General features: G+C 57.3%; 12 protein-coding genes and 1 tRNA gene. 12 read left to right on the top strand and 1 reads right to left on the bottom strand.

The window, feature by feature from the left end; translation table 11 throughout:
• Genes BR00_RS02925 through BR00_RS02915 form a run of 3 tightly spaced genes read left to right on the top strand, consistent with a single transcriptional unit; the run spans position 1 to position 1,415 of the window.
• Positions 1-306: a hypothetical protein gene (locus BR00_RS02925; RefSeq protein ID WP_496476119.1), complete on the top strand. Its 306-nt coding sequence runs from the start codon at positions 1-3 to the stop codon at positions 304-306.
• A gap of 3 nt (positions 307-309) precedes the next feature.
• Complete coding sequence (locus tag BR00_RS02920) at positions 310-747, top strand: DUF4079 family protein (RefSeq protein WP_496476118.1); 438 nt, start codon at positions 310-312, stop codon at positions 745-747.
• A gap of 41 nt (positions 748-788) precedes the next feature.
• Positions 789-1,415 carry a flavodoxin family protein gene (locus BR00_RS02915; RefSeq protein WP_496476117.1) on the top strand — a complete coding sequence of 209 codons (627 nt, stop codon included), beginning with the start codon at positions 789-791 and terminating at the stop codon, positions 1,413-1,415.
• Between the two features lie 384 nt (positions 1,416-1,799).
• Here the strand turns inward: BR00_RS02915 and BR00_RS02910 are convergent, their stop codons facing one another.
• A complete protein-coding gene (locus BR00_RS02910; protein WP_496476116.1) occupies positions 1,800-3,686 on the bottom strand; it encodes an AMP-dependent synthetase/ligase in 1,887 nt (628 codons plus the stop codon).
• A 145-nt stretch (positions 3,687-3,831) separates the two neighbouring features.
• Here BR00_RS02910 and BR00_RS02905 point away from each other — a divergent pair.
• From BR00_RS02905 to rsmA, 9 genes are all read left to right on the top strand, one after another.
• Positions 3,832-3,914 (top strand) — tRNA-Leu (locus tag BR00_RS02905).
• A 29-nt stretch (positions 3,915-3,943) separates the two neighbouring features.
• Positions 3,944-5,245, top strand: a complete 1,302-nt coding sequence (gene tig / locus BR00_RS02900; RefSeq protein ID WP_496476115.1) for a trigger factor — start codon at positions 3,944-3,946, stop codon at positions 5,243-5,245.
• Positions 5,246-5,379: 134 nt separating this feature from the next.
• Complete coding sequence (clpP, locus tag BR00_RS02895; protein WP_496476114.1) at positions 5,380-5,982, top strand: ATP-dependent Clp endopeptidase proteolytic subunit ClpP; 603 nt, start codon at positions 5,380-5,382, stop codon at positions 5,980-5,982.
• A 13-nt stretch (positions 5,983-5,995) separates the two neighbouring features.
• On the top strand, positions 5,996-7,237 hold the full coding sequence (gene clpX / locus BR00_RS02890; RefSeq protein ID WP_496476113.1) for an ATP-dependent Clp protease ATP-binding subunit ClpX: 1,242 nt from the start codon (positions 5,996-5,998) through the stop codon (positions 7,235-7,237).
• A 15-nt stretch (positions 7,238-7,252) separates the two neighbouring features.
• Positions 7,253-9,691 carry an endopeptidase La gene (gene lon, locus BR00_RS02885; RefSeq protein ID WP_496476112.1) on the top strand — a complete coding sequence of 813 codons (2,439 nt, stop codon included), beginning with the start codon at positions 7,253-7,255 and terminating at the stop codon, positions 9,689-9,691.
• A 40-nt stretch (positions 9,692-9,731) separates the two neighbouring features.
• Positions 9,732-10,247, top strand: a complete 516-nt coding sequence (tpx, locus tag BR00_RS02880) for a thiol peroxidase (RefSeq protein ID WP_496476111.1) — start codon at positions 9,732-9,734, stop codon at positions 10,245-10,247.
• 25 nt (positions 10,248-10,272) lie between these two features.
• Positions 10,273-10,779, top strand: a complete 507-nt coding sequence (locus BR00_RS02875) for a ferritin (protein WP_496476110.1) — start codon at positions 10,273-10,275, stop codon at positions 10,777-10,779.
• 77 nt (positions 10,780-10,856) lie between these two features.
• The gene (locus tag BR00_RS02870) at positions 10,857-11,360 is read left to right on the top strand and encodes a DUF2062 domain-containing protein (RefSeq protein WP_496476109.1); all 504 of its coding nucleotides are present in this window, start codon (positions 10,857-10,859) and stop codon (positions 11,358-11,360) included.
• Positions 11,347-12,150 carry a 16S rRNA (adenine(1518)-N(6)/adenine(1519)-N(6))-dimethyltransferase RsmA gene (gene rsmA / locus BR00_RS02865; protein ID WP_496476108.1) on the top strand — a complete coding sequence of 268 codons (804 nt, stop codon included), beginning with the start codon at positions 11,347-11,349 and terminating at the stop codon, positions 12,148-12,150. The genes BR00_RS02870 and rsmA overlap by 14 nt, the downstream gene beginning before the upstream one ends.
• The last annotated feature ends 27 nt before the right edge of the window (positions 12,151-12,177 follow it).

The following is a 12,177-nucleotide window of genomic DNA, read 5'->3' as shown; positions in this document are numbered from 1 at the left end:
ATGCGACTGGGCAAAACGAGTCTGGTGTTGGGTGTGGGCATCCTATGGTGTGGAAGCACGCTTTGGGGCGCGTCTGCGTCCATGGATATGGAAGCGCGGGTACGCTCGCAATGTTTCCACTGTCATGGGGGCGAGAGGCTCTGCCAGCCCACGGACGATCCCAATTGGTGGCAACGCGCCGTAGACCGTATGGTGCAGTACGAAGACGGCCTGCTGCAGCCGGAAGAGATCCCGTCCATGGCTGCGTGGCTTGCGGATGCGGCGAACCGCAAACATTGGTGCGCAAAAAACGCTCAAGGAGAATAATCCATGCCAGGATTTGTGTTTTGGATCCATCCCGTACTGCAATTGGTCGCAACGGCCATGGCGGCCTACGCCCTGTATTTGGCCTGGCCTCGGGTGCTGCGTAACCATTTTGGAAAGCGTACTTCTTTTGCCTGGGCGGAGCATGGCAAGTGGGGGAAATACGCCCATATCTTGTGGATGCTCGGTTTGGTGGGAGGGACGGCCCTGGTTGCCCGCCATTGGGGAGGAAGCGGCGCCACCGGAGACCACTACTGGATTGCCCAGATGATCATGCCGTGTATTGCCGGCGGCTATATCACCGGAACCATCATGGATCGCGACAAAAAGCCACGTAAATACATGCCTCTGGTGCACGGTGTTTTGAATGTGCTCGCACTCACTATCGCTGGATTTCAGATTTTTACAGGAATGAGTGTTGTTCGAGAGTTTTTGTTGCATTAATAGTGTCTTTTTTTTCGAAGTCCTAGAAAAGGAAAACAATGATGATGTCCAACAGTGACGTGCTGGAAAGATCTCCACGGGAAATGGTTCTTGGGCTGAGTGGAAGCCCGAGAAAAAATGGCAATTCCGATATTTTGCTCAAGCATATCATGCGAGGAGTCGAAACATCCGGTATCCCATTTGAGAGTTACAATTTATGTAAGCTCGATTTTCATGGATGTATTGGTTGTGAAAAATGTAGAAAAACGAAGATATGTACTGGTTTGAAAGATGACATGACAAAAATGTATCCCAAAATCATCGCCGCAAAAGGGCTGGTTTTGGTTTGTCCGACGCACAATTACAATGTGACGTCATGGATGAAGGCATTTATTGATCGTTTGTACTGTTTTTATAACTTCGAAAATGATCACCCGCGAAGTTGGTCAAGTCAGTTGGCGCATCAAGGCAGGAAGGCTGTGCTGGCTGCCATATGTGAGCAGGCATCCATCGAGGATATGGGATTTACCCTGGATGCCATGAAGAAGCCTTTGCAGGCCCTTGGCTATGAAGTGATTGAAGAAATCGCTGTTTTCAAGATATTTGACAAAGGCAAGGTGGAGCGTGAGGAAACCGTGCTGCGGCAAGCCGTTCAGGCAGGAGAGAAGCTTGCATTGTCTCTGAAGTGACTCTTGGTCCTGGAGCGGATTTTTTCAGCGCCAGGAAAAGAGGCCAGGAACAGCGCCAACAACACGAGAGGTAGATGCTATATGGGCATGACGATCTTTCTCCTCTTTCTCGCCGCCGTGGCGGCGTTCATGGCCGTTCGCGGCCTAGTCCGGGGGTCCATCTACTGCAAGGGAGGCCCGTATTCCCGGGACACTGAGCCAGGAGCCTTTTGGGCGTCCATCGTTGCATATGTTTTTTGGGCGGTGCTTATGCTCTATTTTGCGTTTTTCCGTTCCGCGTAAGCGGACTGGATTTTTTCTGCGAAGCTTCGTCATGGGAATGGAAAAATGAGAAAGCCGCCTCCAGAAGGGCGGCTTTCTTCAATGTGTCTCCGGATCTCCGGGTTACTGCAAGAGACGGTCGATGAGCTCGCGGTATTTCCGTTCGATGATGTGACGTTTTTTCTTGAGGGTGTTGGTGAGTTCTTCGCCGATGGTGAATTCCCGGTCCAGAAAGTGGATGTTTTGGATTTTTTCGTAGGGTTTGAAGCCGTTTTTGGGCGTGAGCCGGGCATTGAGCTCCGCACGGATACGCTCAAGAATACGGCGGTCCAGGAGATGCTCGGCCCCTTCCTGAAGCTCTTCTTTGGCGTGCTGGAAGCGTTCGCGTACGAATTCTTGAAGTTTTTCCCAGTCTGGGACGATGAGCGCTCCGAGGCCTTTTTTGTCTTGGCCCACGAGCACGGCGTCCTGCACAAAGGGAAAGACCGAAATGGCGGCTTCGATGTTGGTGGGGTCCACGTTCTCCCCGCTGGCAAGCACGATGATCTCTTTGGCCCTGCCGGTGAGGACGAGCTCGCCGGTGAGTGTCATGCGGCCAAGGTCTCCGGAGCGGAAGAATCCGTCGGCAGTGAAGGCCGCCGCTGTGGCTTCGTCGTTTTTGTAATAGCCGTGAAAGACTTGTGGCCCGCGGATTTGGACTTCCCCTTCCTGGCCTCGGGGCACTTCCTGGTCGTGCTCATCGGCCACGCGCAGTTGGGTTTCTGGAAAGGGCGGTCCAAGAGTGCGGAATACCGGACACTGGAAGCCCCGGCCAGCGATTCCGGGGGAGCACTCGGTCATGCCGTAGGCATTGATGATGCGAATGCCGATGGCGTCCAGCCATTCCTCCAAATAGGCGGGAAGACTGCCGCCGCCGCTGATGGCGGCCTTGAGCCGCCCCCCGAAGCGCTGGCGTAGGGCGTGGAATTTTTTGTGCGCCAGCGCCGCCACCGGGAAGAGCGCAAGGGCTTGGGCTGCGGCCAGTGCTATTTGGAGCGTGCGGCGGGGCCACGGTACTGGGGCGAAGAGGGGCAGTTCGCCGCGCATCGTGCGCACCGCTCGACGCCATGCGATGCTGGCGGCAACAAGAGTGGCAAAGATGCGTGCTTTGGCAGGGCTTTCCTTGGCGATGGCGGCGTTGACCTTCTTGTAGAGCGACTCCCAAATGCGGGGCACGGTGGCCACCAAGGTGGGGCGATAGGTGGTCAGGTCTGCGGCGAAGGTGCGGATGGAGGAGTAGACGAGGCACGAGCCGCGCGACAGGGCGATGTACTCGGCGGTACGCTCGAAGACATGCCACGTGGGCAGGATGGAGACCCAAACGTCACTGGCCTCAAGGTGAATGAGGTCGGGCAAGTTACGGACGTTGTGGAGGACGTTGCCGTGGGTGAGGGGGACTCCTTTCGGTACGCCCGTGGTCCCGGAGGTGTAGATGATGGTGAAGATTTCGTCGGCGTGGCGCGAGGCGATGAGATCGTGGAACCAGGTCTCGTCTCGGGGCGCGATGCATCGGTCTCCGAGGATGTGCGTGTAGGAGAGTACATGGCCCCGCCGGTGGCTGTCTCCGGTCATGACGAAAATTTTCTTGAGACGCAGCTTCTGGAAAAGGGATTCGTAGTGTTCTGCCAGAGCGTCGGTTTCCACGATGGCGAAGCGTGCTTCACTGTGGGTAATGATGTATTCAATCTCGGGCTCTGGGGTGTCGCTCCCCCGAGGGACGCTGATGGCGCCAAGTACTTGGAGGGCGAGGTCCGTAACGATCCAGGCGTAGCGATTGTCGGAGAGGAAAAAAATTTTTTCCCCCGCATGGATGCCGTGCTCATGAAAGGCCTTGGCCAAAATGAGCACGTCTTCGGCCAGCTTCTCGTAGCGGACACGAATTTCTTTGCCGTCTGCGCGGTAGATGCAGGCGGTGCGGCCTGCGTGGCGTGTACAGGATTCGAGCAGGAGTGTGTGGGGCAACGATGCCATGGAGTGCCTCAATAGAAAAAGTGGATGGGTTTTGTATCCTATGGGGGAATTCTTGGCAATGGGAAGACGCCAGAGCTCCCTGGCGAATTTTCGGCCATTTGACACCTGGCTGCGCCGTCACTAAAAGCGGGCCTTTGCCAGAAAGGCGAGAGTGGCGAAACTGGTAGACGCACTAGACTTAGGATCTAGCGGGGAACCGTGGGGGTTCGAGTCCCCCCTCTCGCACCACGGCCAAATCTCAAGGAGGATCAGGATTCATGGAATACACGCTGGAAGAGCTTTCCCCGATCAAACGCAAAGTCCACGTCACGGTGGACGCTGAAGAAGTCGATGCCGCTATTTCCGCGACGATTGCTTTGTATCGTGGCGGAATAGATATCAAGGGTTTCCGCAAGGGTAAGGTCCCGTCCTCCATTGTGGAGGCCAAATACAAGAAGCAGATCTACGGGGAAGCCACCACGGACCTGATCAACTATCATATCAATGAGATCATGAACGAGCTCAACTTGGCCCCGCTGTCGCGTATCGACGTGGACGCCAAAGAAATGGAGCGCGGCACCCCCTTTACTTATTCGTTCACCTTCGAAGTGGCTCCTCCCATTGACCTCCCTGAGTACAAGGGCCTGGAAGTGGAGGAGGAAGAAGTGGTGGCCGATGAAGCCGCCATCAATCAGGTCATCGACCGCTTGCGGGATCGCATGAGCCAGATGGTGGTTGTCAAGGAAGAACGGCAGCCCGCGGATGGCGAGGTGGTGATCATCGATTTCCAGGCGTTCCAGGACGGCGAAAAGCTGGAAGGTATTGGTGCCAGCAAGTTCGAAATGCCGCTGGGTACTGGGGGGGCATTGCCGCAGTTTGAAGAACTGGTGCGCTCGCTCACCCCTGGATCGAGCACTGAGGGCGAAGTGACCTTCCCGGAAGACTTTTTGAACGAAGACTTGGCGGGCAAGACCGTGACCATGCGCGTGGAGCTCCACGCCATCAAACGCAAAGAGTTGCCGCCCTTGGACGACGATTTTGCCACGCAGTTGGGTTATGAGTCGGTGGACGATCTGCGGTCGAACATCGAGAAAGCCTACTTGGAGACGCGCAAGGACTTGGTGCGCGGCGACGCCCAGAAGAAGTTGCTCGATCACATTAAATCTCAGGTGGACTTCCAACTGCCCGAGAGTCTGGTGGAAGAGGACATTGATTCACGCCTGGCGGACCTGCGTCGCAAGCTGGAGGCGCAGGGCAAGTCCTTTGCCTCCTTGGGCAAGACCCCGGAAGAGCTGCGCGCAGAGTTGCGTCCTGCGGCCGAAGATGCGGTGAAGTCGTCTCTGGTGCTTCTCGCCATCGCCCAGGCCGAGGCCTTGACCGTGGAGCCTGCAGAGGTGGATGTGGTGCTCCAGAAGATGGCCATCGCCACGGGCCAGGACTTCCACGCCCTCAAGGACCATTACGAGCAGCACAACCTGATGATCCCGCTCAAGGATCGCGTGCTGGCGGACAAGGCCATGGATTTGGTCTACCAAAACGCGGTCATCACCAAGGTGCCGCCCAAGAACGAGGCAGAATAACCACGGACGATGGGTCATCCTGGGGCTGGAGGCGCCGGGTTGGCCCTTCAGCCTTTTTTTATGGCCGCTATTGACACCCCCTTGGGGTTGGCTATCTTTCCCCATGAGAGTCTTCAGCACGGCAAGGAGCATCTATGGTCCATAATTCCGTATTTGTCATTGAAAATACGAGCCGCGGCGAACGGATGTACGATATTTATTCGCGCCTGCTCAAAGATCGCATCATTCTTTTGGGAACGCCCATTGATGATCATGTGGCCAATCTTGTGTGCGCGCAATTGCTTTTTTTGGAGTCGGAGCAGCCGGACAAACAGATCAACCTGTATATCAACTCTCCAGGCGGATCGGTGACCGCTGGTCTCGCCATCTATGACACCATGCAGTACATCTCCGCGCCGGTGGCCACACTCTGCATCGGCCAGGCTGCGAGCATGGCGGCGGTGCTGCTTGCCGCAGGGGCTCCGGGGATGCGCTATTGCCTGCCCAATTCCCGCGTCCTCATCCACCAGCCCATGGGGGGCTTTCAGGGTCAGGCAACGGACATCGATATCCAGGCTCGGGAGATCATCCGGCTCCGCGCCCGCTTGAACGCCATTTTGGCGCAGCATACGGGACAAAACGTGGAACGGGTGGAACAGGATACGGAACGCGATTATTTTATGACTGCAGAAGAGGCCAAAGCGTACGGCGTGGTGGACCAGGTGCTCACCTCACGCAAGCAGGCGCCGCAAGAGTGAGGAGAAAGGATTCGTGACGACGAAAAAAGTTCGTACCTTTAGTTGTACGTTCTGCGGAAAGACGCAAGACGAAGTCGAGCGTCTGATCGCAGGGCCCAACGTATTCATTTGCAATGAGTGCATTCGGGCGTGTGATGATCTCTTGCGCAAGGAAGTGCAGCAAGATCAGATGAAAAATGAGGAAATTCCTCTTCCTCAGGACATTAAGAAAGCGTTGGACGAATATATTATTGGGCAGGATGAATCGAAAAAGATTCTTTCTGTCGCTGTGTATAACCACTACAAGCGTATCCGATATCGTTCCACAAAGAACGATGTCGAGCTCGACAAGAGCAATATCCTGCTCATTGGGCCGACGGGATCGGGCAAGACGCTCATGGCCCGGACGCTGGCGCGCATTCTCAAGGTGCCGTTTGCCATCGCGGACGCCACGACGTTGACGGAAGCCGGTTACGTGGGCGAAGACGTGGAAAACATCTTGGTGCAATTGCTGCATAACGCCGACTACGATCTGGAAGCCGCGTCCAAGGGGATTATCTATATCGACGAGATCGATAAGATCAGCCGGAAGGCCGATGGCCCTTCCATTACGCGCGACGTCTCCGGTGAGGGTGTGCAGCAAGCATTGCTCAAGATCATCGAGGGGACGGTTGCCAGCATCCCTCCCAAAGGCGGCCGGAAACATCCGCAGCAAGAATATATCCGCATCGATACCTCCAATATTCTTTTCATCGTTGGCGGTGCCTTTATTGGTCTTGAAGATGTGGTGCGCCGGCGCGTGCAAGGATCGGGCATGGGATTTGGAGTCACCTTGGGAAGCAAGAAAGAGGAGTCCATTGCGGAAATCCTGAGGCAGGTACACCCGTCGGATCTGATCCATTTTGGGCTCATTCCAGAATTCGTTGGACGTATTTCGGTTTTCACGACGCTTTCGGAGCTTGGAGAGGAAGATCTCATTCGAGTTTTGCAGGAGCCCAAGAACGCTATCGTCAAACAATATAAAAAGATGTTTGAGATGGAAGGCGTCGCTTTGGAGTTTACCGACAACGCATTGCGGGCGGTTGCGGCAAAGGCGATCAAGTTGCAGACTGGAGCGCGAGGGCTCCGCTCCATTTTGGAGTCCATCATGCTGGACATCATGTATCGTTTGCCTTCCATGCGGGATCAGGTCGAGAAGTGCATCATCAACCGCGCGGTGATCGAGGACGGTGCGGAGCCCATCTTCGTGTCCCGCGAGCATGCCAAGTCGGCCTAATGCCGAGGAGGATTCATGGCTGAGAACCGTGGTTTAGGCGCTGCTTCCTCCATGACCTTGCCGCTGATGCCGTTGCGGGAAGTGGTCATGTTTCCCAAATCCATCGTGCCGTTGTTTGTGGGGCGTGATGTCTCTATCCGTGCAGTGGAGCTCGCTTTGCGCCGCCATGACAAGCATCTCTTTTTGGTGGCGCAGCGCGACCCGGCCGAAGAACAACCGCAGCCCGAAGACCTTTTTACGGTGGGCACGGTTTCCAAGGTTCTGCAGATGTTGCGCCTGCCGGATGGGACCATCAAGGTGCTTTTCGAAGGCGTCGCCCGGGCGGCCTGGGATCCGGCTCGGGGGCTTGCCATGGAAGACGGCGCCCCGCTGGTTTCGGTGTGGGAGGTGGAGGATACGCCGTGTTCACCTCTGGAAGCCGAGGCCATGGTGCGGGCCGTGCATGAGGCCATGGAGGAATATGCCCAGGCCAATCGCAAACTCCCCAAAGAAGCCCAGCTGGCCATCGCCAGCATCCATCAGCCGGGCCAGTTGGCGGACGCCATCGCTCCGCATTTGCGGGTGGATTTTGCCCGCAAACAGGTGGTGCTGGAGATGCGGAGCCCCATCCAGCGCTTGGAGCGGGTGTATGAGCTCATCGAAGAAGAGATTCAGATTCAGAATCTGGAGCGCAAGATCAAGACCCGCGTCAAGAAGCAGATGGAGGAAAATCAGCGGGAGTACTATCTTGGGGAGCAGCTCAAGGCCATCCAGAAGGAAATGGGCCGGGATGACGACCCTCGCGCCGAGCTGGATGAGCTCGAAGCGCGCTTGCGTGCCAAGGATATGCCCGAGGCAGCACGGGAAAAGGGCTTGGCGGAGCTGAAGAAACTGCGCCAGATGCCGCCTTCGGCTGCCGAATACGTGGTGCTGCGTAATTACGTGGACTGGATTTTGGACCTGCCGTGGAATGCGCGTCGGGAAGTGCGGGTGGATCTGGCCGAGGCGCGGCGTATTTTGGATGCGGATCACTTTGGCCTGGAAAAGCCCAAGGAGCGCATCCTGGAGTACTTGGCGGTACAATCCTTGGTGGACCGCTTGCGTGGTCCCATTTTATGTCTGGTGGGCCCGCCTGGGGTGGGCAAGACCTCCCTTGCCAAGTCCATCGCCAAAGCCACGGGCCGCGAATTTGTCCGTCTTTCCTTGGGCGGGGTGCGTGACGAGGCGGAGATCCGCGGGCATCGCCGCACCTACGTGGGCGCGCTTCCGGGAAAGATCATCCAGTCCTTGAAGAAGGTGCAGTCCGGCAATCCGGTGTTCTGCTTGGATGAAGTAGACAAGATGAGCATGGACTTTCGCGGGGATCCGTCGGCTGCCTTGCTGGAGGTGCTTGATCCCGAGCAGAACGCCACCTTCAACGACCATTATTTGGATTTGGACTACGACCTCTCTTCCGTCTTTTTCATCACCACGGCCAACTCCATGCAGGGCATCCCTTTGCCTCTGCAAGACCGCATGGAGATCATCTCCATTGCCGGGTACCTGGAGACGGAGAAAGAGCGCATCGCCATGGATTACCTTCTGCCCAAGCAACGAAGTCAGCATGGTCTGCAGGAGACCAACGTGATCTTGGGAGAAGATGCGGTGCGGGAGATCATCCGACACTACACCCGTGAAGCTGGAGTGCGCAACCTGGAGCGCGAGATCGCGGCCATCTGCCGGAAAGTGGCGCGGCGGGTGGTGGAGGAAGGCGACCGCGAGCTCTGCGTGCAGGTGGGCCCCAAGGAGGTGGGCGAGCTTCTGGGCGTGCCCAAGGTGCGTCACGAGCGGCGCGAGGATCGTTCCTTGGTAGGGGTGGCCAATGGACTTGCCTGGACGCAAGTGGGCGGGGAGCTGTTGTTGGTGGAAGTGGCCCTCATGCCGGGGACGGGCAAGATCGTCATCACGGGCAAACTCGGGGACGTGATGCAGGAATCCGCCAAGGCCGCGCTGAGCTATATCCGTTCGCGCGGGGAGCTTTTGGGTCTGCGTCGGGATTTTTATCAGGAGATCGATATCCACGTGCACGTGCCGGAAGGCGCCACGCCCAAGGATGGGCCGTCCGCGGGCATTACCCTGGCCACGTGTCTGGCCTCGGCCTTGCTGGATATTCCGGTGCGTCATGACGTGGCCATGACCGGAGAGATCACTTTGCGGGGGCGGGTGCTGCCCATCGGCGGCGTGCGCGAGAAGCTTCTTGCCGCACACCGGGCGCTCATGCGCACCGTGCTGGTGCCGCGGGAAAACGCCCGGGACCTGGAGGAAGTGCCACGCCAAATCCGCGAGGAGCTGGAGATTGTGCTCGTGGAAAGCATGGACGAAGTGCTCTGCCACGCCCTTGACGGCGCACCGGCCACGCTGCTTTCCAGACCGGAAGATTTCGTTCCTTTGTGCCGGGGCCTGCACCGGGTGGCAGACCGGGCCGGGGCGCAATAACCGTAATCGTATTGGGCGGAAAGCCACCAAGGAGTCGTGTATGGAAAAGCGTACAGGTGTGGTGACGTTTCATGGAAATCCGTTGACCCTCATTGGTCCAGAGTTGCAAGTTGGAGATAAGGCGCCGAATTTTCATGTAGTGGATAACGATCTGAAGCCAATGACGCTTACGGATTTCGCGGGCAAAGTCGTTGTCCTGTCGGCAGTACCGTCGCTGGATACACCGGTATGCGATATGGAAACACGGCGCTTTAATATGGAAGCCAAAAAGTTGGGCGACGAAGTGCAGATCCTCACCTTGAGCATGGACCTGCCTTTTGCCCAGAAACGCTGGTGCGGTCAGGCAGGGGTGCAGAACGTGCGCACTCTGTCGGACTATCAGGAGGCTTCTTTTGGCTCGGCCTATGGCGTGCTCATCGACGGGCTGCGTCTTTTGGCGCGGGCGGTATTCGTGGCCGATAAGGAAGGGGTGATTCGTTTCGTGCACATCGTTCCGGAACTCACGAACGAACCAGATTACGATGCAGTGTTGGATGCAATCCGGAAACTGCTGTAGGGAGTATACATAGGGAGGACTGATTATGCTTTCTCCAAAGATAGAAAAAGCATTCAATGAGCAGATCAATGCCGAGATGTACTCGAGTTATTTGTATCTGGCTATGGCAGCCTATCTGCATGAGGCCAATCTTCCTGGATTTGCCCACTGGATGAATATCCAGGCCCAGGAGGAGCTCTTTCACGCTATGAAGTTCTATAACTACGTGGTGGAGCGTGGCGGTCGTGTGGAGCTGGATGCCATCGCCAAACCGCCAGTGTCCTGGGAGGGGCCTTTGGACGTGCTTTTGGCCACACAGAAGCATGAATCCATGGTGACCGGGCGGATCAATGCGCTCATGGACCTGGCCATTGCAGAAAAAGATCATGCGTCGGTAAGTTTCCTGCGTTGGTTTGTGGACGAGCAGGTGGAGGAGGAGGACAGCGTGCAGACACTGGTGCAGCGCCTCAAGTTGATTGGTTCTGACGGTGGCGCCTTGTACCTCATGGACCGTGATCTTGCTGCCCGGGTCTTCACCCCGCCGGCACAGTAACTCGGATTCCAGCTCGAAAGAAAGGGGCGGATGCAACCGCTCCTTTCTTTAATGCTTTTCGAGGAGAGCTATCCGACATGGGTCTTGGCGAGCGGCTACGCCGTTCTCTGCGCTACTACTATTTGCGGATCGTACGTATCAAAGCCCCGGCAGAGTCCATCGCCCTCGGTGTTGCCGTGGGCGTGTTTTGTTCCGCCATTCCAGTGGGGCAGATGCTGGTAGCCGTTGCACTCGCGTTCTTTTTGCGCTGCAGCAAGGTGGCTGCTGCTTTGGGGACGTGGGTCACCAATCCGCTCAATTTTCCCGTCGTACTCCCGATTTTTTTTCTTATCGGCAAAACGGTGCTGCCCGTGGATGTGCCCGCGGTGTCGTGGGAGCAAATGGTGACCTTGAGCACCGTGGATATGTTTCGCGTGGGCTGGGATTGGTTTCTGGTCACGACATTTGGCGGCTTTTGCATTACCCTGCCTGGAGCAATTGTTGCGTACCACGTGGTGGCGCGCCTGGTGCGGGCGTATCATACCATGCGTGCAGCGCGCATGGCAGAGCGCCGCAGGAGACAGCTTCATGATGGATCCTAGCTGGGGACATCCCAAAAGAAGCTTGGGGCAGAATTTTCTCTGTGATGCTGGTGTGGTACGCTGTATTGCCGATGCCATTGCCGCAACCCACGGGGATACAGTGGTGGAGATCGGTCCTGGACGCGGGGCCCTGACCCGAGAGCTGGCTGCCCGGGGAGCACGCATTGTCGCGGTGGAAAAAGACCGCGAGTTGGCCTGGCGCCTGCGTGCCGACCTGCCAGAAGTCGGCATGGTGTATGCGGACGCCCTGCGGCTGGCCTGGGAGGGGGTTTCGCGGCTGCCGGGCGTACGTATTGTCGGTAACCTGCCCTATAATATCGCCTCCCCCCTGATGTGGGAGCTCGTGGCCCGGGTGCAGGGGTGGGAGCGGATGGTTTTTTTGGTGCAAAAAGAAGTGGGTGCGCGTCTCGTGGCCTCCCCGCGCACTTCTTCGTATGGTGCGCTGGGGGTTTGGGTGCAGAGCTGGTGCCGGCCGGAGCTGGTGCGTATTGTTCCTCCCCACGTGTTTCGGCCCCGCCCCAAGGTGGATTCCGCCGTGGTGCGGTTTTGGCCGCGCCACGGTCGACCGCAGGCCGCAGCAAGCCTTTCCCGGCTACTCCATGTGACCTTTCAAAAACGGCGCAAGCAGCTGGGGACGATTTTGCGCCCGTGGTGGGGGCACCGCCTGGATGCCTGGTGCGCTGCGCACGAAGTGGGACGTACGGTGCGGCCGGAAGAACTTTCTCCTGAGCAGTTCGGAAGTCTTGCGGAAGTCATGGCCTCTCTCTGGGATTTGGGAAAATCTGCTTGACTTCGGCCTTGAATTTCGGTTTGCCTG

The organism is Thermodesulfomicrobium thermophilum DSM 16697 (assembly GCF_059568695.1).
Note: the sequence above shows the minus strand (reverse complement) of the source record. Positions and strands in the feature narration are given on the sequence as shown.

Bases quoted from the DNA above. Each gene is read 5' to 3' on its own strand.
- BR00_RS02925 (WP_496476119.1), top strand. From the start codon at position 1: ATGCGACTGGGCAAAACGAGTCTGGTGTTGGGTGTGGGCATCCTATGG.
- BR00_RS02920 (WP_496476118.1), top strand. From the start codon at position 310: ATGCCAGGATTTGTGTTTTGGATCCATCCCGTACTGCAATTGGTCGCA.
- BR00_RS02915 (WP_496476117.1), top strand. From the start codon at position 789: ATGATGTCCAACAGTGACGTGCTGGAAAGATCTCCACGGGAAATGGTT.
- BR00_RS02910 (WP_496476116.1), bottom strand. From the start codon at position 3,686: ATGGCATCGTTGCCCCACACACTCCTGCTCGAATCCTGTACACGCCAC.
- tig (WP_496476115.1), top strand. From the start codon at position 3,944: ATGGAATACACGCTGGAAGAGCTTTCCCCGATCAAACGCAAAGTCCAC.
- clpP (WP_496476114.1), top strand. From the start codon at position 5,380: ATGGTCCATAATTCCGTATTTGTCATTGAAAATACGAGCCGCGGCGAA.
- lon (WP_496476112.1), top strand. From the start codon at position 7,253: ATGGCTGAGAACCGTGGTTTAGGCGCTGCTTCCTCCATGACCTTGCCG.
- tpx (WP_496476111.1), top strand. From the start codon at position 9,732: ATGGAAAAGCGTACAGGTGTGGTGACGTTTCATGGAAATCCGTTGACC.
- BR00_RS02875 (WP_496476110.1), top strand. From the start codon at position 10,273: ATGCTTTCTCCAAAGATAGAAAAAGCATTCAATGAGCAGATCAATGCC.
- BR00_RS02870 (WP_496476109.1), top strand. From the start codon at position 10,857: ATGGGTCTTGGCGAGCGGCTACGCCGTTCTCTGCGCTACTACTATTTG.
- rsmA (WP_496476108.1), top strand. From the start codon at position 11,347: ATGATGGATCCTAGCTGGGGACATCCCAAAAGAAGCTTGGGGCAGAAT.